The sequence below is a fragment of the Amycolatopsis sp. MJM2582 genome, assembly GCF_000754115.1.
Taxonomy (GTDB): Bacteria; Actinomycetota; Actinomycetes; order Mycobacteriales; family Pseudonocardiaceae; genus Amycolatopsis; species Amycolatopsis japonica.
In genome coordinates this window covers 421,540-442,785 of record NZ_JPLW01000004.1, presented here as the reverse complement: position 1 = coordinate 442,785, position 21,246 = coordinate 421,540, and the positions used below count along the sequence as shown (strand labels likewise).

The window sequence follows — 21,246 nt, the reverse complement described above, 5'->3', positions numbered from 1 at the left end:
CCCGAGGTCGGGTCGGCGTTTTCCATCCGAAACGCCGGATGCCACGTCCCGGGCGGGACGTGGCATCCGGAAAGCGCGGCCCTGATCAGCCGAAGGCGGCACGCAGCGCGGGTTTGCCGCCCGCCACCGGCAGCACCAGCGTGGTGCGGTTCAGTTCGACCGAGACACCGGCGCCCGGCTTCGGCCGGAGCGTGTAGTCGTGGTCGCTGGAGGCCACCAGGAACTCGATCTTGTGCCCGGCCGCGAGCAGGTAGTCCTTCGCGACCAGTTCCACCTCGACCTTGTAGTTCTCACCAGGGGTGATCGGGTCGGTGCGGGCGGGGTCGCGCCGGTTCTGCGGGTCGGTCCAGCCCCGGGTGATCACTTTCGCCGTCCCGTCCGGGGCGCGGTCGAGGAGCACCGCGGTCACGTTCGCGGCAGGCTTGTCGAAGGACAGCGACAGGTCGGTCTTCACGGTTCCGGAAAGCCGTACGGGCTGCTTCGCCGCGGTGGTCGAGTACAGCAGGCGGTTGCCCGAAGACGTGGCGGCCGCCAGCTGTTCGATCGTCTTGCCCGCGTCGTCCGCCAGCGTCTCGACGGCGGCCTTGCCCGGGACGGGGTTCCGCGTGTCGAGCTTGCCCTTCGAAGAACCGCCGGGCCACGGGTAGAGCTTGACGTCCTGGGTGCCGGGCAGCGGCCATTCCGGCTCGTCCACCCACGACTTGTCCTCACGCTGGATGGTGGCCTTCGGCTCGCGCTCGATGCCGTTGTCGATGCCGTAGAGGTAGTGCGACATCCACTTGTTCAGCGTGGCGAGCCAGACGTCGCGGCGGAGGCTGTACGGGTCGGCGTGCCCGGCCTGGTGCAGCCAGATCTTGTGCTCGACACCGCGCGCCTTGAGCATTTCGTACCAGCGGGTGCCCTGGTCGGTCTTGACGTTCCAGTCGCCGAGACCGTGCACCACGAGCACCGAAGCCCGCACCTTGTTCACGTCGTTGCGGTAGTTCCGCACGTCCCAGAAGCGGCTGTAGTCGCCGGTCACCCGGTCCTGGTCCACGGCGATCCGGTCGATCGACGGACGGCAAACGGCGCGATCCTGGCGCGTGTAGACGTAATCCGCGAGCACGTCCGCGTCCTCGCCCTGGAAACCACCGGCCGCAACGACGGCGCCGTCGTTGCGGTAGTAGTCGTACCAGCTGGAGATCGCCGCGATCGGCACGATCGTCTCCAGCCCTTCGACGCCGGTGCTGGCCACCGCGTTGGGCAGCGTCCCGTTGTAGGAGACGCCCGTCATGCCGGTCTTGCCGGTGCTCCAGTCGGCGACCGCGGCCTTGCCCGCCGCGTCGCGTGCCGTCGCACGGCCGTTCAGCCAGTCCACAATGGACTTCGCGCCGATGGTCTCGTTGACGTCGCCGGTGCTCGGGCAGCCGGTGGACTGACCGCTGCCGAGCGATTCCCCGTACACCACGGCGAACCCGCGGGCGGTGAAGTAGTCCTGGTAGCGCCAGCTGATCGGTGCCGCGTTGGGGCCGACGGTCTTCGTCGCGATCCGCGGGCCCGCCGGGGCGCGCTTCGCGCCGGGCACGTACAGCTCCACGTCGACGTTGTGGTTCGCGACGTCGTTGCCGCCCGCGTAGTACGGGCTGGCCTGGTAGACGACCGGGACCTTCATGCCCTGCTGTGTCGCGCGAGGACGCACGACCTCCGCGTGCACGAGGTCGTCCTTGCCGTCGTGGTCGCTGTCGACCGGCGCGGTGACCCAGACGTTCTCCCGGATGACGTCCGCCGGGTCGAACACCGGCTGGGCTTGGCCGTCCTTGAAGACCGGCGTTGGCGGCGCGTCGGCTTGGGCGGGCAACGCCGTCGCCGGAAGGACCAGGACGGCGGTGAACAGGGCGGCGAGCCTGGCGACTCTCACAAGACCCCCAAAAGGCTGGTGGGCAAGACGAAGCTGAGGCTTCCGGCCACCCGATCGGGTGTCAAGAGACTAACGTCGGAGGCATGCCGAGCACCCTGGAAGCACCGATCGTCGCCGTCACCGTCTATCCGCACCACGCCCGGATCACGAGGCGGGCTTCGGCGGCCCTCGACGGGGAAACGCGTTTCGCCTTCGCGGGCCTGCCGTGGAACCTGGACACGGATTCGGTCCGCGTCACCGGTTCCGGTCCGGCGGTCATCGCCGGGGTCGACGTCGCCGTCGAGCGCCATCCCGCGCCCGCGGACGCTTCACTACGCGCGCTGACCGAACAGCGCAAGGCCGATCAGGCGGTGGTCGACGAGGTCGCGGACGCGGTCTCCGCCGAGACGGCGAAGGTCGAACTGCTGACCGGCCTGGCGACCCGTAGCGGCAAGAGCTTCGCGAAGGCGCTCGCGGCCGGCACGGCGGAGCCGCCCCGCGTCGCCGAAGTCACCGACGCGCTGGGCACCCAGCTGGCCGAGGCTCTGGGCAAGCGCCGCGAACTCGGCATCCGCCTCGCCCGGCTCCGTGACGACCTCAAGGCGCTGGACCGCGAGATCGAGGCGAAACGAGGAGCGTCCGAAGTGGACAGCGCGACGGTCACGGTCGAGCTGGAGCCCGGGGAGGACGGGGCGGAGATCGGCCTCGAACTGTCCTATGTGGTCGCGAACGCGAGCTGGGAGCCGGGCTACGACGTGCGTGTCCGCGGCGAGGACGTCTCGCTGACCTGGTACGGGCGGATCACCCAGCACACCGGCGAGGACTGGCCGGAATGCGACCTGGCCCTCTCGACCGCGCGGCCGGCGAACACCGTCGAAGTACCGGAGCTCGAACCCTGGTTCCTCGACCGCGTGCGTCCGGTCCAGCCGTTGATGGCGCGCGCGGCGTACGGCAGCGCGTCGCCCGCGGGTGGCGGGATGCCGGAGGCGGCGGGCATGCCGGCGCCCGCCGGCCCCCCGATGGCCGCGCTGACGGCGTCCGTCGAACAGGGCACCACCGCGGTCACCTACCGGCCGAGCCGCCCGGTGGCGGTGCCGTCGGGGGCGCAGGGCCACCGCACGACGCTCGCCCAACTGGAGCTGACGGCGAAACTGGGCTACGTCACCGCTCCGACGGTGTCCCCGGAGGCGTTCCTGCGGGCGACGGTGGTCAACACTTCGGAGCACACGCTGCGGCCGGGGAAGGCTTCGGTGTTCCACGAGACGGAGTTCGTCGGCACCACGCGGCTGGACGTCTGGGCGCCGGGCGAGGAACTCGAACTCGCCCTCGGCGTGGACGACCGGATCCGGATCGAGCGCGAACTCACGCACCGCACGGCGAGCAAGGCGACGCTGTCCGGCGTCCGCAAACGGGAAGCCGCGTACACCACGACGATCGTCAACCACAGCCCGCGCGAAGCCGTCGTGACCGTCCTGGACCAGGCACCGGTCTCCCGGGACGACGCGATCACCGTCCGGGACGTGCGCACCACGCCGGAGCCGGTGGAGCGGACCGAGCTGGGCGAGTTCACGTGGCGGCTGACGCTCGCTTCGGGCGCGAAGGGCGTCGTGACGCTCGGGTACCGGGTGGACGTCGCGAAGGGGGTCGAGCTGTCGGGGTGGCGCGAGTAGCCGTCTCCGGATGCAATGAAAGGTCCTTTCCTTGCGAAATTTGCAAGGAAAGGACCTTTCATTGCACGGACCGGACCGGGGTCAGCCCTGCGAGATGTACGCCTCCAGCTGTTCCTGGCTCTGCTCCAGCTGTTCCATCCGGGTCTTCACGACGTCGCCGATACTCACGATCCCCGCCAGCCTGCCGTCCACCACGACCGGGACGTGCCGGATCCGGCGTTCGGTCATCAGGACCGACAGCTGGTCCACCGAATCCTCGGGGGTGCAGCTCGCGACCATCTTCGTCATGATCGCGGACACCGATCCGTCGAGCAGCTGGGGTCCGCGCTCGTTGAGCCGCCGCACCACGTCCCGTTCGGAGACGATCCCGACGATCCCGCCCTCGGGGTCGACGACCACCAAGGCGCCGACGTTGTGCTCCGCCAGTCTCTCGAGCAGTTCGGTTACGTTCGTCTCCGGCGAGACGGTCGCGACGGCCGCCCCCTTGTTCCGCAACAGATCGGAAATCCGCATACGCGCTCCTCCCGGATGGGTGACCTGAGTCACTCCAGGTTATGGCCTCACCGCCGTGCGCGAAAGTCCGGAGAGTCCGGTTCGAGACCGAGCCGGGTGGCGAGCGCGTCGTAGGCCTCGATGATCCCCAGGCCGTAAGGGTCGTCGCCGAGCGCGCCGAGTGTTTCCCGCCCGAGCGCCCAGTGCTTCTTCGCGGACTCGTGATCACCGAGTTTGCGGTAATCCTCGGCGAGGTTCAGGTGCAGCGAGGGGTAGAACCCGCGTACGGCGAGCGTCGCGTGGTACTCCTTGGCACGTTCGTCGGTGAGGGAATCGGCCGCCGCGAGCGCGCGGAGATCCCAGGCGAGTTCGTCGGCCGGGTCGTCGCACACGTCGGCCATGTAGTGCGCGAGCGCGCACCGGTGCAGCGGGTCGCCGTCCTCGCCGATCCGTTCCCACAACGCCGCGAACCTCTCGCGCGCGCCGGCGCGGTCACCGGAGATGTGCGCCTGGAGGCCGGTGTTGATCTCGGCCATCACCTCGTCGGTCATTTGACGTCCGAAGCGGGCGCCGCCCAGGTGTTGCACGCCGACGTCGTCTTCCCGGAGAACCCGGCCTTCGCCCATTTCAGCTGGTTACGACGGCTGCCGTGGGTGTCGCTGTCGTCTGCGCGGCCGTAGTCGTCGAGTGCCGCGTTGGCCAGCGACTTGCTGATCGAACCGCGCCCGGCGGCGGCCGCGAGGGCGAGCGCGCCGAAACAGTTCGCCTGCAGTTCGATGCGGCGGACGAGTTCCTTGTCGGCCGGGCTGTCCTCGCCCGGCGACGACATCTTCTCCGCGGCCGCCGACAGGATCCCGCTGGACCGCTGGATGTGGTGCCCGTATTCGTGGGCCATCGTCGCGAGATGACGGGACCGTTCGAGACCCGCGTCGCCCAGCATCCACTGGGTCGGCGCGTAGATCGTGGTGTCGCCGCCGCAGTAGTAGGCGACGGCCTCGTTCTCGCTCGGCGCCTTTCCGCACGCGCTGGTCTCGGGCAGCGTCACCTGCACGGTCACCGTCAGCGCGGGTTCGTTCGCCTGGTCCAAGGCGGGTTTCCAGGATTCGGCGAGACAGGACACGAAGGTCTTGTAGTACGTCTCCAGTTTCGCGGGCTCGCGGCTGATCGCGGGCAGCCGGCAGGTGACGGCACCGAGCGCGATCCCCTCCGCCAGCAGCGGGTTCGTCTCCAGTTCCCGCACCTCCTTCGGCGCGGGTTTCGCGTTCCCGGCGGGCGCTTTCGCCCCTTCGGAGGTGTACACACCGGACGCCGGGAGGGCTTGACCGTCGATCTTCCGCGGCCCGCCCGCCATCGCCATCCCGGTGGTGGTCAGCGCGGCGACGATGAGCAGACCGACGACGGCCGCCCCCAGGTTCCGGCGAGGCGGCGAGGGCGCGAACGGTCTGGGTACCTCGTCGGTGCCGGTCATGGTGTCCCCCAAACGTGCGAGCCCACAGCATACGGAATGCCACACCTGGTGGCGCCGGGACGGAGCACCCGGCGAGACTGTGGGCATGAGTGACGAGGACCCGTACCTGTGGCTGGAAGACGTGACCGGCGAAGCAGCGCTGGACTGGGTGCGAGCCCGCAACGCCGAGGCGCTGGCGGAACTGTCCACCGGCGAGCGGTTCGCCGGGATCCGTGACGAGGTCCGCGAGGTCCTCGACGCCGACGACCGGATCCCGTACATCCGGCGCCGCGGCGAATATCTGTACAACTTCTGGCAGGACTCGGCCAACCCCCGCGGCCTGTGGCGCCGCACCACCCTGGAGCAGTACCGGCTCGACGACCCGGAGTGGGAACTCCTGCTCGACGTCGACGCCCTGGCCGAGGCCGACGGCGAGAACTGGGTGTGGCAGGGCGCGGCCGTCCTCCGTCCGGGGTATCACCGCGCATTGGTCGAACTGTCGCGCGGAGGCGCCGACGCGACCGTGGTCCGCGAGTACGACCTCGACGAGCGCCGTTTCGTCGACGACGGGTTCTTCGTCCCCGAGGCCAAGACCAGGATCGGCTGGATCGACCAGGACCGCGTCTACGTCGGCACCGACTTCGGTCCGGGGACGCTGACCAGTTCGGGCTATCCGCGGCTGGCGAAGGAATGGCGTCGCGGCACGCCGCTCGAAGAGGCGACGGTGGTCTTCGAGGGCAAACCGGACGACGTCTCGGTGTCCGCGCACCACGACCCGACCGAGGGCTGGGAGCGCGACTTCGTCTACCGGTCGGTCGACTTCTACCGCACGGAAAGGTATGTCCGGACGGCCGCCGGTCTCGACCGCATCGAGGTCCCCGAAGACGCCCAGACGTCCTCGCACCGCGAGTGGCTACTGATCCGGCTTCGCTCGGACTGGACCGTCGAAGGCACGACGTACCCCTCCGGCACCCTGCTCGCGTCCGGCTTCGACGCGTTCATGGCGGGCGAGCGCACCTTCACGACGTTGTTCACGCCGGACGCGCACACGTCGCTGGAGTACTGGGCGTGGACGCACAACCACCTGCTGCTCTCGACGCTGTCCGACGTCCGGACGGAACTTCACGTGCTCACGCCGTCCGAAGGCTGGACCTCCCGGCCGCTCGCCGGCGCCCCGGAACTGGGCACCGCGCAGATCACCGGCACGGACCCCGACGTCAGCGACGAATACCTGCTCGACTCCAGCGGTTACACCCAGCCGTCGACCCTGAGCTATGGGCACGTCGGCGGTGACGTCGAGGTCCTCAAGCGGGCTCCGTCGTTCTTCGACAGCGAAGGCATGACGGTCTCGCAGTACTTCGCGACGTCCGAAGACGGCACGAAGATCCCGTACTTCGTCGTACGCCCCTCCGGTGCCGAAGGCGGCCCGACGCTGCTGACCGGCTACGGCGGCTTCGAGGTCTCACTGACCCCCGGCTACAGCGGCATCATCGGCCGCGGCTGGCTCGCGCGAGGCGGCACGTACGTCGTCGCGAACATCCGCGGTGGCGGCGAATACGGGCCGGACTGGCACACCTCGGTGACCAAAGCCAAGCGGTACAAGGTGTACGAGGACTTCTCGGCCGTCGCCGCCGATCTCGTCGAGCGCGGGATCAGCGAGCCGTCCCGGCTCGGGATCCAGGGCGGCAGCAACGGCGGGCTGCTGATGGGTGTCATGCTGACGCGCTATCCGCACCTGTTCGGCGCGATCGTGAGCCAGGTCCCGCTGCTGGACATGAAGCGGTACCACAAGCTCCTCGCGGGGGCGTCGTGGATGGCCGAATACGGCGACCCCGACGATCCGGCGGAATGGGACTTCATCGGGAAGTACTCGCCGTACCAGAACGTCCACGCGGACCGCGCGTACCCGCCGGTCCTGTTCGTCACCTCCACCCGCGACGACCGGGTGCATCCCGCGCACGCGCGCAAGATGGTGGCGCGGATGGCGGAGCAGGGGCACGACGTGCGGTACCACGAGAACATCGAGGGCGGGCACGGCGCGGCGGCCGACAACGAGCAGCTGGCGTTCAAATGGGCGCTGATGTTCGAGTTCCTGTGGGAGAAGCTCGCCTGACATGTCATGAAAGGGCCGTTCAGGACGAAAGATGTCCTGAACGGCCCTTTCATGACACTCGGAGCTCACTCGGTCACCTTCGCGAGCACCACCCCTCCGACGATCAGCGCCATCGCCGCGAACCGGCCGAAGCTGACCGGGTCCTTGTGGATCACGATGCCGAACACGATCGCGCCCACCGCGCCGATCCCGGTGAAAACGGCGTACGCGGTCCCCACCGGGATCGAGTCCATCGCCTTCGACAGCAGGTACACCGCGGCGACGCCGAGCACGAAGCACAGCACGGTCGGCCAGAACCGGGTGAAGTTCTCCGTCGGCTTGATGCTCTGCGACCAGGCGACCTCGACGGCTCCCGCCAGGAGCAGGATTCCCCAGCCCATCAGACTTCCCTCCCAGCCTTTTCGGCGCCGAGGAGCGCCTGCTCCCGCGACGCGATCCGGTCGGCGTCACGCGGGCTCAGCCGCGGGTCGACCAGGGCGTTCGTCAGTTCGGAGTGCAGGAAGGTGACGTCCCGGACGTCGTAGTGCCCGGCGAAGAAATCGCGCAGGTAGCGCTCGTGGTGGTCGACCGGCTCGCGCGGCGTACCCGGCAGGTACGTGCCGCCGCGCGCTCCCGCGACCACGAAAGCCTTGCCCGCCAAGGACATCTTCGGGAACGTCACCTGGTCGATCCACAGCTTGAGCGTCGCGGGGATCGAGAAGTTGTACATCGGCGCGCCGATCAGCACGACGTCGGCGGCGAGCAGTTCGGCCAGCAGCGGCTCGATGACCGCCCAGGCTTCGCGCTGCTCCGGCGTCTTCACCACGGAGGCGTACCCCTCCGGATCCGTGATCCCCGCCTGGAGGAGGGCGTCGCAGATCTCGGTCCAGGCCTGGCCGATCGGCGGCACCGGGTCGGCGGCCAGGTCGCGGTAGGTGTAGGCCGCGCCCGGGTTCGCGGCACGCCAGGCGCCGGCGAACCGGGCACTCAGCTCGCGGGAGAACGACGCGCTGCGGGCACTGGAGTCGAGGTGGAGAAGGTGGCTCATCGGGGCCTCCGGGACCAGGAAGTGGACACGGCGTCCACTTGCTTCGCCGGGTACAAGTGGACGCCGCGTCCGGATATTCCCTAGGCTGCGAAACATGCCGGAAGATCTGCTCGCGAACGGTCCGGGACGGGAACGTTCGGACGCCGCCCGTAACCGCGCGAAGATCCTGGAGGCCGCCGAAGGGCTCTTCGCCGCACGTCCGGCGGCTGACATCACCATGGAGGACATCGCCAAAGCGGCCGGAGTCGGCCGCGCGACGCTGTACCGCCGCTACCCGGACCGCTCGGCGATCGCCGTGGCCCTGCTGGACGAACACGAGCGGGAACTCCAGGAGCGGCTGCTCACCGGCCCTCCCCCGCTGGGGCCCGGCGCGCCGCCCGCCGAGCGGCTGGCCGCGTTCTACGCGGCGATGATCGGATTGCTCGCCCGGCACGCTCATCTCGTCCTCGGCACCGAGGTCGGGCACTCGCGGTTCACCATCGGGCCGTACCGGCTGTGGCGCACCCATGTCCGGCATCTCGCGGAGCAGGCGGGCGCCCCGGATCCGGACGTGCTCGCCGACGTCCTGCTGGCGCCGCTCGCCGTCGAAGTGTTCCTGCATCAAACAGGCGAGCTCGGCCTGAGCGTCGAACGGATCACCGACACCCTGGCCGAGCTCGCCCGGCGAACGTTCTCCTGATCAGCCGGCGAGACCGTCGACGACCAGCTTCATCACGGCCTGCCAGTGCTCGCGCTGCGCGGCGCGCTCTTCCGGGCCGGTCAGCCGCTCCTGGTGGAAGACCACGGTCGTCTTGCCCGGCCCGGCCGGACGGAGCCCGACCTGGACCGTGCTCTCGTGATCCCAGTCCTTCGGCCGCCAGGTGAGACGGATCTTCTCGCGTTCGCGGTACCCGCGGACCTCGCCGACGGTGCCCTCGGCCGTCTCGTACGGCGCGCCCTTCTCCGGCTCCAGCGACACTTCGCCCAGCCAGGCCGCCAGGCCCGGACCCGAGAGGTACTCCCAAACCTCGTCCAGCGGATACGCCACCGTCTTGGACACGCCGATCTCCCAGCCCGCGTCCTTCGTCTTGCCGATCATCACGCCTCCGCTGTAACCGTCTTACCTGGTTTCTGAAACCGACTATAGTGGTTACATGACTCCGGGAACAAGAGTGCTCGTCAACGCCCAGGGCGAGCGGTACCGGTTCGACCCGGGCAGCCTCAGCCTCGAACTCATGCTGACCGGCGGCCCCGGCCCGTACGAGCGTTATGAGATCGCGCATACGCCGTCCGCCCTCGCCGACTGGTTCACCGGCTCCCGGCTGGCGCTGACCGCTCCCCTGACCGACGTCCGGATCCGGCCCGCCGAACTCACCGCGCTCAAGGAACTGCGGGACACGCTCTACCGCGTCGCACCCGCCCTCGCCCGGGGCGAAGCACCGTCGGCCGGCGACCTCGCCGTGCTGAACAGCGCGACCGAAGCCACCCCGAGGCCGCTCGTGGACCCGGAGACCCGGCGGCTCGCCTGGGCGCCACCCGTCACCGGGAAGCAACTCCTCGGCGCCGTCGCCCGCGACGCCATCGGCCTGGTCGCGGGCGAACGCTCCGGCCGCGTCCGCGAATGTTCCGCGAGCGACTGCTATCTGCTGTTCTTCGACACCTCGCGGTCGGGCAACCGCCGCTGGTGCTCGATGGAGCGCTGCGGCAACCGCGCCAAGATCCGGGCGTACCGGGCCCGGACCGAAACCGCGTGATCGCTAGGATTCCCGGCGATGCAGGGTGAAGCGAAACTGGAGCAACGCGTCGTCGAGACGGCGGAAAAGCTGCTGGCCAAAAAGAAGTCGGTGACCGCGCTCGGCATCCTCACCGGCATCGGCTGGCTCTCGGAGAACGTCGTCGACGCCTGGCAGCGCGGCCGGATCCCCGTGCTGACGGGGGCGCTGTCGGTGGCACCGGAGAAGCTGACCTTCGCGCTCGGCGCCCTGCAACGCTGGGCCGCGGCGAACGGCCTCGAAGCGTCGGAGATCGAGCATGTCGGTGCGACCCGGGACCGGACGGCCCTCCAGGTGACCTCCGGCGAGCTCGCCGGTCTCGAACCGCTGTTCCGGACGCACTGGATCATGCCGGGACTGTCCGAAGCCAAACGCGCGCAAGTCGAAGCAAGGCAACGGAAAGCACCCGATCTCATGGTGTCGGTGGCACTGCGGGATTGGACGTGCGCCGACTGCGGCGGCACCGGCGACCTGTGGTTCGCGGAGAACGAAAAGCCGCATTGCCTCGACTGCGCCGACCTCGGCCACCTGGTCTTCCTGCCCTCCGGCGACGCCACCCTGACCCGCCGCGCGAAGAAGGCGAGCCGGCTTTCGGCCGTCGTCACCAAGTTCAACCGGTCGCGGAAACGCCATGAGCGGCAAGGGATCCTGGTCGAAGAAGCGGCACTGCGCGCCGCCGAGGAACAATGCCTCGCCGACGAGGACATCCGGGAACGGCGCCGTGGCCGCGATCGGGAACGCCGCGCCCACGAAGACGTCGAGTTCACCGCCCGGTTCCACACCGCGATCACCGAGATGTTCCCCGGCTGCCCGCCGGACCGGGCACGCGCCATCGCCGAACACGCGGGCCTGCGCGGCAGCGGCCGGGTGGGCCGGTCCGCCGCCGGACGGGAACTGGCCGAACGAGCGGTGTTCCTCGCCGTCGTCGCCTCGATCCGGCATCTGGACACCGAGTACGACGACCTCCTCATGGCAGGAGTTGAACGCCAGGCCGCCCGCGACCGCATCCGGCCCGCCATCGACGCGGTGCTCGACCGCTGGCGTTCCTGACCGCTGTCACGTTCCGGGCGCGGGCCTCGTCCACGGGGCATGTTCACCGCATACCTCATCGTGGCCATCGTGACGATCGCCCTCAACGCCGGGGCGGCGATCGCCGATTTCGTCCATGCCCCGTTCGTTCTCGAGAATTCCGCCGCCGTCGACGTACCCCGTTCCTGGATCGTGCCCCTGGGGCTGGTGAAGGCCGCGGGCGCGGCGGGGCTGATCCTCGGCCTGTTCGGGGTCCCGTACCTCGGGGCCGCCGCGGCCACCGGACTCGTGCTGTTCTACATCGGCGCGGTCGTCGCGCATGTGCGCGCCCGCGTTTTCGGCAACATGATCGTCCCGGGCGGACTCCTGGCGCTGGCCGCGGTCGTCCTGGTCCTGGATCTCGCTCAGGCCAGGTAGGGAGCGAAGTGCCCGGCGACGACATCCGCGATCGCCTCGGCGTCTTTCGAGCCGTCGACCCACAGCACCCGGATCCCTAACCTTTCCGCGCTCCGGACGGCGTCCTCGCCGACGAGCCGGTCTCGCGCGATCCGGTTGCGCTGCGCCCGTTCGGGGTCACTGACCCGCTGTGTCACCGCCCCGGCACGGGGCAGCACACGAAGCTGGTGCTCGCGGAACTCGTCCGTGGGCACCAGCACGATCATCCGCCGGGGTGATTCCAGGAGTGGCGCGACCAGTTCCGGGCGCAACCCCCAGCCCTCGGCGAGGATCGGGCGCCCGGACACCAGCGCGCGCAGATCGTCCAGCGCCCAGGCGAACCGGGTCGGGAAACCGGCGATCGTGTCGGCGGCCATCCGTTCGGGTGTCGTCTCGACCCAGACGGTCTCGGGGTCGGGATCCTCGACGGGCGAACCGTTCCGGACGCGGTGGGCGATGCGGCGGTCCTGATGGGCGCGGGCGTCGTGGAAGTCGTAGTGGTAGACGGTGATGCCGTGACGGCGGGCGAGCAGGCGGGAGACGGTGGACTTGCCCGCCCATTGCCCGCCGCAGATCCAGAGCGCCTGCTTGAGTGTGCCGAAAGGATCAACGATGGTCACGCACGCGCCTCCGGTGTCATGAAAGGGCCGTTCAGGACATATATCGTCCTGAACGGCCCTTTCATGACATTCGCTTTGATCTAGCTGCAGCCGGAGGTCGCTCCGCACCCTTCGCAGGCGTAGCACGAACCGGCGGGCCGCATCTTGGTGCCGCAGGTCATGCAGAGCGGCGCGTCGGAAGCGGTGCCCAGGTTCAACTCCACCAGTTCCGCCGTCGAGTGCGCGACCTTGGCGGGCTCAGCGGACGAGGAGTCCACAGTGGACCGGAGGGCGTCGATGTCGACGTTCTCCGGTTCCGCGGCGGGAGCGGTGCCGTAGCTCGCTTCGACCTGCGCCGAACGTTCGTCGGCGGTGAAGATGCCGAGCTGCGAACGCTTCTCGTACGGCAGGTAGTCCAGAGCCAGCCTGCGGAACAGGTAGTCCATGACGCTGGTGGCGATCCGGATGTCCGGGTCGTCGGTCATGCCGGCGGGCTCGAAACGCAGGTTGGAGAACTTCGAAACGTAGAACTCCAGCGGGATCCCGTGCTGCAGGCCGACGGAGATCGACATCGAGAACGCGTCCATCACGCCCGAAAGGGTCGACCCCTGCTTGCCGAGCTTCACGAAGATCTCGCCGAGGCCGTCGTCCGGGTACGAACCGGCGTGCAGGTAGCCCTCGGCGCCGCCGACGGTGAACGACACCGTCTGGCTCGGGCGCTTCTTCGGCAGGCGCTTGCGGACCGGCCGGTACTCGACGACCTTTTCGGCCTCGGGCTCGGCCTTCTCCTTCTTGCCGCTGGACAGCGGCTGGCCGACCTTGCAGTTGTCGCGGTAGATCGCGAGCGCCTTGAGGCCGTACTTCCAGCCCTGGAAGTAGATCTCCTCGACCTCTTCGACGGTCGCCGACTCCGGCATGTTGACCGTCTTGGAGATCGCGCCCGACAGGAACGGCTGCACCGCGGCCATCATCCGGACGTGTCCCATCGGCGCGATGGACCGCTCCCCCACCGCGCAGTCGAACACTTCGTAGTGCTCCTGGCGCAGGCCGGGGGCGTCGACGACATGGCCGTGCTGAGCGATGTATTCGACGATCGCTTCGATCTGCTCGCCCTGGTAACCGAGCGCGGCCAGCGCGCGCGGGATGGTCTGGTTGACGATCTGCATCGAGCCGCCGCCGACCAGCTTCTTGAACTTGACCAGCGAGAAGTCCGGCTCGATGCCGGTCGTGTCGCAGTCCATCATGAAGCCGATGGTGCCGGTGGGCGCGAGCACGGAGGCCTGCGCGTTGCGCCAGCCGCTCTTCTCGCCCAGTTCGATGCCGCGCTTCCATTCCTGGGTCGCGAGCGCGCGGACCGCGGCGTCGTTCGAGTGGTAGGTCCGCACGAGTTCGTTGGCGGCGGCGTGCTTGCGCATGACCCGCTGGTGCGCCTCGGCGTTGCGCGCATAGCCCTCGTACGGCCCGACGACCGCGGCGAGTTCCGCGGAACGCCGGTACGAGACGCCGGTCATCAGCGACGTGATCGCGGCGGCGAGCGCGCGGCCGCCGTCGGAGTCGTACGCGTGGCCGAGCGCCATGAGCAGCGCGCCGAGGTTCGCGTAACCGATGCCCAGCTGGCGGAACTTGCGGGTGGTGTCGCCGATCGCCTCGGTCGGGAAGTCGGCGAAGCAGATCGAGATGTCCATCGCGGTGATGACCAGCTCGACGGCCTTCGCGAACAGCGGCGCGTCGAAACCGCCGTCCTCGGTGGCGAACTTGAGCAGGTTCAGCGAGGCGAGGTTGCAGCTGGAGTTGTCCAGGTGCATGTACTCCGAACACGGGTTGGACGCGGTGATCCGGCCCGATTCGGGGCAGGTGTGCCAATCGTTGATCGTGCCGTCGTACTGCAGCCCCGGGTCGGCGCATTCCCAGGCGGCCTGCGCGATGGTGCGGAACAGCTTCTTCGCGTCGACCCGGTCGATGACCTCGCCGGTCGTCCGGGAGCGCAGGCCGAAGTCGCCCTCGGTCTCGACGGCCTGCATGAACTCGTCGGACACGCGGACCGAGTTGTTCGCGTTCTGGTACTGGACGGAGGCGATGTCCGAGCCGGACAGGTCCATGTCGAACCCGGCGTCGCGGAGGACCTTGATCTTCTCCTCTTCGCGGGCCTTGGTCTGCACGAACTCCTCGACGTCCGGGTGGTCGACGTCGAGCACGACCATCTTCGCCGCGCGCCGGGTGGCGCCGCCGGATTTGATGGTGCCCGCGGAGGCGTCGGCGCCGCGCATGAAGGAGACCGGACCGGACGCGGTGCCACCGGAGGACAGCAGCTCACGCGAGGACCGGATGCGGGAGAGGTTCAAGCCGGCACCAGAGCCGCCCTTGAAGATCAGGCCCTCTTCGCGGTACCAGTTGAGGATCGACTCCATGGTGTCGTCGACCGCGAGGATGAAGCACGCGCTGACCTGCTGCTTCGACGTCGTGCCGACGTTGAACCACACCGGCGAGTTGAAGCTGAACACCTGGTGCAGCAGCATCCAGGTCAGCTCGTGTTCGAAGACCTCGGCGTCGGCGGGGCTCGCGAAGTAACCGTGTTCGCGGCCGGCGTTGACGTAGGAGTGGACGACGCGGTCGATCAGCTGCTTCAGGCTCTGCTCGCGCTGAGGCGTCCCCACGGCACCGCGGAAGTACTTGCTCGTGACGATGTTCGTCGCGTTGACCGACCAGAAGTCGGGGAACTCGACACCGCGCTGCTCGAAGTTGACCGTGCCGTCGCGCCAGTTCGTCATCACGACGTCCCGGTTCTCCCAGGTGACCTGGTCGTACGGGTGGACGCCCTCGGTGGTGAAGACGCGGCGCACGGTGAGCCCGCCCGCCTGCTTCTTCTTCCCGTTCGTCCGCGCTGTGGCCGGGTTGCCTGTTCCCACGGTCTCGGTCATGGGTCTTTCCCTCACTCCCACGCGGGAGGCGGCATCAGCCGTCTTTCGCGTCTTGATCGCTCTCGTCCGGTGTGGCAGCCATGGCCTCGCGGAGGTCCGAGATCTCCTTCTCGAAGTCCTCGACCGAGGAGAAGGAGCGGTAGACACTGGCGAACCGGAGATAGGCGACGCCGTCGAGTTCGCGCAGGGGGCCCAGGATCGCCAGGCCGACCTCGTGACTCGGGATCTCCGCCAGCCCCGCCGACCGGATCGATTCCTCGACCCGCTGCGCGAGCTGCTGCAACGCGTCGTCGTCGACCGGCCTGCCCTGGCAGGCGCGGCGCACCCCCCGGACCACCTTGTCCCGGCTGAACTGCTCGGTGACCCCGGATCGTTTGACGACGGCGAGCACCATCGTCTCCGAAGTGGTGAAGCGCCGGCCGCAAGCGGCGCAGGAGCGCCTCCGCCGGATCGCCTGACCCTCATCCACCTCTCGGGAGTCGACGACCCGAGAGTCCGCATGCCGGCAGAACGGGCACCTCATCCGCCGATCACCTTCCCCTCCGCGCCGGCCGGTCCCGAGTGGACGCCCGCTCCCGTCGCCACGCAACGACGGAAAAGATCGACATGTGGATCGATCTGTGGACATCCGGTGGGTGAACACCGGCCAGCTGTGGACAACTGGTACCGAGTCTACCCCAAGCTATGGACCAACTACAGCCATGTAACTACTACATATAGCGGTGGAGACTAGATCGCTGGTCGGACGCACGCAAGCGCAACGGCCGGGTCGATCAGACACGAAAGAGGAGCTCACCCACGACGGGTGAGAGCGCCCTTCGGGATCACCTCCCGCCTTCCGCGACCTCGGCCGCGACGGGCACCGTGAGCGGCAGCCCGGGTACGAGGACGGCGTTTTCCAGGGAGTTGAGCTCCTTGATCTTGGCGACGACCGCGCCGGTGTCACTGCCTGGCGCGAACCGTGCCGCGATCTCCGTCAGCGTCTCGCCCGCGGAAACGGACACCGTGGTGGTCCGTTCGGGCACCGCGGCGCCGGGAACACCGGCCAAGAACAGACCCAATCCGGTGATGACCCCGGCGACGAGCAAGGCCATCCCGACGAGCGACGGCCACCTGAGCGGGAGCCGCCGCGGCGCCGGGCACGCCGGGGCGACGGTGGCGACGCCGGGGCGACGGCCCGCCACGACCCGCGCCCTGGTCGGCGGACGCAAGGGCTCGGCACGCCTGCCCCGCACCACCCGCACGGGCCGGGCCGCCCCTGCCGGAACGGGCCCGGGGGAACTGGGCCGCACCAGTCCTCGATCGGCCAGAATCGACATCGGAACCTCCTCGCAGTCCTGCTGCACTCGCCGCCGGGCCGGGACCCGGCATCAAGATCGAACACGCGTTCTATCGAACGCCCGTGCGAATGTGTACCACCTTCCACCGACAAAAATCGAGCGACACGGCGTGTCCATCGAACAGATGTTTGAAATCGTCGTCCCGGCGGGCTAACGTCGTTGACCAGGGCGTCTGCTGCGCGGACGCCGCCGGTGCCGTGGGCGGGGAAGATCGTCCGCCACCGGCGAAAACACGCGAAGTCGGTCCGGGCGACCGGACGTACTGGGAGGCGACGCAGGAGATGAAGGAGCGAGACGGTGGCTAAGGAGAGCAAGGCGGGGAACGCGCCTAGGGGCTCGGGCAAGGTGCGCGCCTTGCCCGAGGTCTACGAGGTGGACGAGACCCTGACCGTGCGGCAGCAGCAGGTGCTCGACGTGATCAAACTGTGGGTGAGCCGGTTCGGCTACCCGCCGAGTGTGCGTGAGATCGGCGAGGCGGTCGGGCTGACCTCCACCTCGTCGGTGTCGCACCAGTTGCAGGCCCTGCAGCGCAAGGGTTATCTGCGACGCGACCCGAACCGCCCGCGCGCGGTGGGTGTGCTCGCCACGACGGACGACAACCCGATGGGCATCGACGTCGAGCAGCCGCAGTCGGCCGCGAAGGCCGCGTACGTGCCGCTCGTCGGCCGGATCGCGGCCGGTGGCCCGGTGCTGGCGGAGCAGGCGATCGAAGACGTCTTCCCGTTGCCGAGGGAGATCGTCGGCGAGGGCGAACTGTTCCTGCTCAGCGTCACCGGCGACTCGATGGTCGACGCCGCCATCACCGATGGCGACTGGGTCGTCGTGCGCCAGCAGCCCACGGCGGACCCTGGCGAGATCGTGGCGGCGATGATCGACGGCGAAGCGACGGTCAAGACGTTCAAGCGCAAGGACGGCCACATCTGGCTGATGCCGCACAACGAGGCGTACGAGCCCATCCCGGGTGACGACGCCACGATTCTCGGCAAGGTCGTCGCCGTTCTTCGCAGGCTGTAGCCCCAAGCCGGAGCACGCCGGGATCCCGGGTCAGCCGACCCGGGTCAGGCTCGGCAGCTTCGGCAGCTCTTTCGCTTCCCGGTCAAGCACGCCGCTTGCGCAGCCTGCCGACCAGGAGAAGGCCGCCGATCACGACGACCGCGGCGATACCGACCTGCACGTACGGGAAGTCGGACCCCTGGCCCGTGCCACCGGCCGCGGAGGTCCCGCCCGACGTGCTGCCCTCGGATTTCGCCGCGTCCACGGCGAGGGCAGCCGCGCCCTTCACCGCCCGGATCTGTTCGCCGACGCCCTCCCCGCCGGACAGCAGCGTCCCGTCCGGATCGAAGGCGATCGCCTCCCCCTGCTTCTCGTTCGGCAGGGGTACCCGCACGGGCTCGCGCTGCAGCGCGCTCTTGAGATCCCCGTCGGTGACGGCGTAGAGGTAGGCGTCGGTGTAGGTGCGCAACGCGACCACCGAGCCGTCCGCCATCGACGCCGCGCCGGTGACGGTCATCGAACCGATCGACCCGACGGGCCCGCCGGGGGTCGAGGTCTCCTTGATCTGCAGTGACCCCACACTCTCCAGCGGGGTCGGCCCGGGACTGGCGAGCGGCCCTGTCGGCCGGTACACCTTCGCGTCGCCGAAGACGTCCTTGGTGATCAGGTACGGCGTGCCGGAGCGGTCCATGATCAACGCCTCGACGTCGTGCTGCCCGTCGGGGTACGTGAGCCGGTGCAGCGTCGCTTTGCCTTGCGGCGTCAGCGAGATCAGCGCGACCGTGTCCCGCCGCTTGCGGTTGTCGCCGGTGTCGGATAGCCAGAAGGTGCCGTCCGCGGTACGGGCGAGGTCTTCGGGGTCGTACGGGTCCGTGGGCGCAGAGATGACTTTTTGGACCTTGCAGTCGCGGCCGAGGACGAAGACCTGGGTCTTGGTGCCGCCGTCGTTGAGGGCGTACAGGTGCTCGCCGTCGGAAACCAGCCCGGAAAGCTCGCTGAGCCGGGAGTCGCTGTTCTTGCACACCGGCTGCGGAGCCGGGACCTCCTGCGCCAGGGCGGGAGCCGTCCCGCCGATGAACGCCGCCAGCACGACCGTCGCCGCGACAATCCCCCGCACATCCACCTCCGTACCGTGGAACCCCTGAAGCCCCACACTACGGAGACGTCCGGGACGGCGCGCAGTTCGGTGCGGACGCCGAGATGGGGCGGAATGTCGCGAAGGCCACTTTCAGCGCTGACTGTCGAACTCCTCCAGCCATACCTGGAAGTCGACCGGGCCATGCAAGTGACTCGACGGTGAAGTCATCAGGTCGGCGCCGAACAACCGGTCGAGTGCCTGCCGGACCAGTTCGTCCTCTACTGGGAAGCGGTCGTCGACGAGCCAGGGACGCGCCCAGTCGTCGGCTTGTGCAGGCGTGATCGCACCGTCGACGAGAGCCTGCAGCACTTCACGGACCTCAGCGCGGGTCGGCACGGTCACGAATCCACCACCAGCGTCGAAGGGACGTGAAGGCCCCCTTCACTGCGTCTTGCGCAGTGAAGGGGGCCTTCACGTACTTGCCTACAGAGCCGAACCGTTCGTCTGGAAGTCGCTCAGCGCCGCGGCCAGCTCGGGCCTGCCGCGGACGACCAGCCGGGTACCGGTCTCGACGTGCTCTTCCTCCAGCACCTCGCCGTCGGCGTGGGCGCGGGAGACGAGCTCGCCCCGCGAGTACGGGATCAGCACCTCGACCACGACCTCCGGCCTCGGCAGCCGCTCCGCGATCACCTCGGCCAGCTCCGTGATCCCGGTGCCGGTCCGCGCCGACACCTGCACCGAACCGGCCAGCTGGTGCCGCAACCGGGCCAGCGACACCTCGTCGGCGGCGTCGGCCTTGTTGATCACCAGCAGCTCCGGCGGGAGCGGCTCGGAACGGCGCTTCGTGATCTCGGCGAGCACTTCGCGCACCGCGTTGACCTGCTCTTCCGGCGTCGGGTCGGCGCCGTCGACGACGTGCACGAGCAGGTCGGCGCTCGCCGCCTCCTCCAGCGTCGACCGGAACGCGTCCACCAGCTGGTGCGGCAGGTGCCGGACGAAACCGACGGTGTCGGTCAGCGTGTAGGTGCGGCCGTCGGGGGTCTGCGCCCGCCGGGTCGTCGGATCCAGCGTGGCGAACAACGCGTCCTCGACGAGCACCCCGGCGCCGGTCAGCGCGTTGAGCAGGCTCGACTTGCCGGCGTTGGTGTAGCCGACGATCGCGACGCTCGGCACCTCGTTGGCCACCCGGCGACCGCGTTTGGTCTCGCGGATGGTGTCCATCGCGGCGATCTCGCGACGCAGCTTGGCCACGCGCTTGTTGATCCGGCGGCGGTCGGTTTCGAGCTTCGTCTCACCGGGACCACGCAGACCCACACCACCGTTGGCGCCACCCGCGCGGCCACCGGCCTGCCGGGACAGCGCCGCACCCCACCCGCGGAGCCGCGGGATCAGGTACTGCAGCTGGGCCAGCTCGACCTGCGCCTTGCCCTCCTTGGAGCGAGCGTGCTGCGCGAAGATGTCGAGGATCAGGGCGGTGCGGTCGATGACCTTCACCTTGACCTTCTCCTCCAGCTGACGCAGCTGGCCGGGCGAGAGCTCACCGTCGCAGATCACCGTGTCGGCGCCGGTGGCCATCACGATGTCCCGCAGTTCCTTGACCTTGCCCGAGCCGATGTAGGTGGCGGGATCCGGGCGGATCCGCCGCTGCACCAGGCCTTCCAGCACCTCGGAGCCCGCCGTTTCGGCGAGCCGCGCGAGTTCGGCGAGCGAGGCCTCGGACTGGAGGGCACTGCCCTCGGTCCACACACCGACCAGAACGACGCGCTCCAGGCGCAACTGCCGGTATTCGACCTCGGTGACATCCGCGAGTTCGGTGGACAGGCCCGCTACCCGGCGGAGCGAGGCGCGGTCCTCGAGCTCCAGTTCGCCGGTCGAAGGGTCCATGTCGTTCAGATCGTTGTGTGTCAGTTCCGTCATCGTGCCTCCATGGTCCCACGTTTCGGCGGCGGGACCGAATTCATTACCTGCTGGGATACTTCGACAGGTAGATGGCCGTGCGTTTCGCTTCCGGGTCGACCGGCCGGGACATGAAGTCGTCGACGAGCTCCATCAGCCGTGTTTCGAACTCGATGATCTGCTCGTCCGGCACCTGGACGACCAGGCGCGTCTGCTGCACCTCGTCGAATCCCACGTCGGCGATCTCGGCCAGATAAGCCTCGAAGATCGCCTGATCGATCCCCCTGTCGCGGGAATCAAGATGCCATGACAACCCGGTCGAGCGATACGGAATTTCTTTCGCACCGCGCGTGCCGCGTCGCGGCGGGAGCGCTTCGAGGAAGCCGGTGTCGACGAGCTTGCGCACGTGGTGCAGCGTCGTCGCCGGATCGCGATCGAGCCGTTCGGCGAGCTCCTTGTTGGTGAGCGCCTCGGAGTAGGTCAACCGGATGATGCGCAGCCTTATTCCGGAGGCCATCGCGGCGATCTCGGCCTCGGTGGCGGCGCGTCGTGGAGTGGGCACCGGGACAGCCTAGAGCGATT

22 protein-coding genes are annotated in these 21,246 nt (G+C 69.0%); 7 read left to right on the top strand and 15 right to left on the bottom strand.

Features of this window, described 5'->3' with window-relative positions; genetic code table 11:
• Positions 1–85: 85 nt before the first annotated feature.
• On the bottom strand, positions 86–1,897 hold the full coding sequence (locus tag ED92_RS27400) for a Xaa-Pro dipeptidyl-peptidase (RefSeq protein WP_037343324.1): 1,812 nt from the start codon (positions 1,895–1,897) through the stop codon (positions 86–88).
• 83 nt (positions 1,898–1,980) lie between these two features.
• On the opposite strand from ED92_RS27400, the gene ED92_RS27395 reads away from it, so the two are divergent.
• Positions 1,981–3,546 carry a DUF4139 domain-containing protein gene (locus ED92_RS27395; RefSeq protein WP_037343320.1) on the top strand — a complete coding sequence of 522 codons (1,566 nt, stop codon included), beginning with the start codon at positions 1,981–1,983 and terminating at the stop codon, positions 3,544–3,546.
• A gap of 81 nt (positions 3,547–3,627) precedes the next feature.
• Here ED92_RS27395 and ED92_RS27390 read toward each other — a convergent pair whose 3' ends face one another.
• Genes ED92_RS27390 through ED92_RS27380 form a run of 3 tightly spaced genes read right to left on the bottom strand, consistent with a single transcriptional unit; the run spans position 3,628 to position 5,506 of the window.
• A complete protein-coding gene (locus ED92_RS27390) occupies positions 3,628–4,059 on the bottom strand; it encodes a CBS domain-containing protein (protein WP_037343317.1) in 432 nt (143 codons plus the stop codon).
• 47 nt (positions 4,060–4,106) lie between these two features.
• The gene (locus ED92_RS27385) at positions 4,107–4,589 is read right to left on the bottom strand and encodes a hypothetical protein (protein WP_037343313.1); all 483 of its coding nucleotides are present in this window, start codon (positions 4,587–4,589) and stop codon (positions 4,107–4,109) included.
• Positions 4,586–5,506 (bottom strand): neutral zinc metallopeptidase, encoded by a 921-nt coding sequence (locus ED92_RS27380; RefSeq protein WP_037343310.1) that lies wholly within the window; start codon positions 5,504–5,506, stop codon positions 4,586–4,588. Before ED92_RS27380 ends, ED92_RS27385 begins: the two co-directional genes overlap by 4 nt.
• 85 nt (positions 5,507–5,591) lie before the next feature.
• Between ED92_RS27380 and ED92_RS27375 the strand changes: the two genes are divergently transcribed.
• Positions 5,592–7,598 carry a prolyl oligopeptidase family protein gene (locus ED92_RS27375; RefSeq protein ID WP_037343308.1) on the top strand — a complete coding sequence of 669 codons (2,007 nt, stop codon included), beginning with the start codon at positions 5,592–5,594 and terminating at the stop codon, positions 7,596–7,598.
• Positions 7,599–7,663: 65 nt separating this feature from the next.
• On the opposite strand, the gene ED92_RS27370 is transcribed toward ED92_RS27375, so the two are convergent.
• Both ED92_RS27370 and ED92_RS27365 read right to left on the bottom strand, forming a co-directional pair.
• Complete coding sequence (locus ED92_RS27370) at positions 7,664–7,978, bottom strand: multidrug efflux SMR transporter (RefSeq protein ID WP_037343307.1); 315 nt, start codon at positions 7,976–7,978, stop codon at positions 7,664–7,666.
• Positions 7,978–8,625 (bottom strand): FMN-dependent NADH-azoreductase, encoded by a 648-nt coding sequence (locus ED92_RS27365; protein ID WP_037343306.1) that lies wholly within the window; start codon positions 8,623–8,625, stop codon positions 7,978–7,980. The genes ED92_RS27370 and ED92_RS27365 overlap by 1 nt, the downstream gene beginning before the upstream one ends.
• A 94-nt stretch (positions 8,626–8,719) precedes the next feature.
• Between ED92_RS27365 and ED92_RS27360 the strand changes: the two genes are divergently transcribed.
• Positions 8,720–9,304: a TetR/AcrR family transcriptional regulator gene (locus ED92_RS27360; RefSeq protein WP_037343305.1), complete on the top strand. Its 585-nt coding sequence runs from the start codon at positions 8,720–8,722 to the stop codon at positions 9,302–9,304.
• On the opposite strand, the gene ED92_RS27355 is transcribed toward ED92_RS27360, so the two are convergent.
• A complete protein-coding gene (locus ED92_RS27355; protein ID WP_037343302.1) occupies positions 9,305–9,703 on the bottom strand; it encodes an SRPBCC domain-containing protein in 399 nt (132 codons plus the stop codon).
• Positions 9,704–9,758: 55 nt separating this feature from the next.
• On the opposite strand from ED92_RS27355, the gene ED92_RS27350 reads away from it, so the two are divergent.
• The 3 genes from ED92_RS27350 to ED92_RS27340 are packed head-to-tail and all read left to right on the top strand — an operon-like array spanning position 9,759 to position 11,822.
• Positions 9,759–10,358, top strand: a complete 600-nt coding sequence (locus ED92_RS27350; protein WP_037343299.1) for an ABATE domain-containing protein — start codon at positions 9,759–9,761, stop codon at positions 10,356–10,358.
• An 18-nt stretch (positions 10,359–10,376) separates the two neighbouring features.
• The gene (locus ED92_RS27345; RefSeq protein WP_037343296.1) at positions 10,377–11,426 is read left to right on the top strand and encodes a DUF2293 domain-containing protein; all 1,050 of its coding nucleotides are present in this window, start codon (positions 10,377–10,379) and stop codon (positions 11,424–11,426) included.
• 39 nt (positions 11,427–11,465) lie between these two features.
• Positions 11,466–11,822 (top strand): DoxX family protein, encoded by a 357-nt coding sequence (locus tag ED92_RS27340; RefSeq protein ID WP_037343294.1) that lies wholly within the window; start codon positions 11,466–11,468, stop codon positions 11,820–11,822.
• Here ED92_RS27340 and ED92_RS27335 read toward each other — a convergent pair.
• From ED92_RS27335 to ED92_RS43430, 4 genes are all read right to left on the bottom strand, one after another.
• Positions 11,810–12,460: a hypothetical protein gene (locus ED92_RS27335; protein WP_037343292.1), complete on the bottom strand. Its 651-nt coding sequence runs from the start codon at positions 12,458–12,460 to the stop codon at positions 11,810–11,812. The two genes, ED92_RS27340 and ED92_RS27335, sit on opposite strands and share 13 nt — an antisense overlap.
• A gap of 80 nt (positions 12,461–12,540) precedes the next feature.
• The gene (locus ED92_RS27330) at positions 12,541–15,357 is read right to left on the bottom strand and encodes a vitamin B12-dependent ribonucleotide reductase (protein ID WP_037343291.1); all 2,817 of its coding nucleotides are present in this window, start codon (positions 15,355–15,357) and stop codon (positions 12,541–12,543) included.
• A 34-nt stretch (positions 15,358–15,391) separates the two neighbouring features.
• Positions 15,392–15,880, bottom strand: coding sequence for a transcriptional regulator NrdR (gene nrdR / locus ED92_RS27325; RefSeq protein WP_034311932.1), 489 nt, complete (start codon positions 15,878–15,880; stop codon positions 15,392–15,394).
• Positions 15,881–16,181: 301 nt separating this feature from the next.
• Positions 16,182–16,676, bottom strand: a complete 495-nt coding sequence (locus ED92_RS43430) for a LysM peptidoglycan-binding domain-containing protein (protein ID WP_037343290.1) — start codon at positions 16,674–16,676, stop codon at positions 16,182–16,184.
• Positions 16,677–16,994: 318 nt separating this feature from the next.
• Here ED92_RS43430 and lexA point away from each other — a divergent pair, with 318 nt between their 5' ends.
• On the top strand, positions 16,995–17,711 hold the full coding sequence (lexA, locus tag ED92_RS27315; RefSeq protein ID WP_037343289.1) for a transcriptional repressor LexA: 717 nt from the start codon (positions 16,995–16,997) through the stop codon (positions 17,709–17,711).
• Positions 17,712–17,793: 82 nt separating this feature from the next.
• Here lexA and ED92_RS27310 read toward each other — a convergent pair whose 3' ends face one another.
• From ED92_RS27310 to ED92_RS27295, 4 genes are all read right to left on the bottom strand, one after another.
• Entirely contained in the window at positions 17,794–18,807 is a 1,014-nt protein-coding gene (locus tag ED92_RS27310) for a hypothetical protein (RefSeq protein WP_037343287.1), read from the bottom strand.
• Between the two features lie 111 nt (positions 18,808–18,918).
• Entirely contained in the window at positions 18,919–19,170 is a 252-nt protein-coding gene (locus ED92_RS27305) for a hypothetical protein (RefSeq protein ID WP_052120894.1), read from the bottom strand.
• Positions 19,171–19,251: 81 nt separating this feature from the next.
• Positions 19,252–20,685 (bottom strand): GTPase HflX, encoded by a 1,434-nt coding sequence (gene hflX / locus ED92_RS27300; protein WP_037343286.1) that lies wholly within the window; start codon positions 20,683–20,685, stop codon positions 19,252–19,254.
• Positions 20,686–20,728: 43 nt separating this feature from the next.
• Positions 20,729–21,226: a transcriptional regulator gene (locus ED92_RS27295; RefSeq protein ID WP_037343284.1), complete on the bottom strand. Its 498-nt coding sequence runs from the start codon at positions 21,224–21,226 to the stop codon at positions 20,729–20,731.
• Positions 21,227–21,246: the final 20 nt, after the last annotated feature.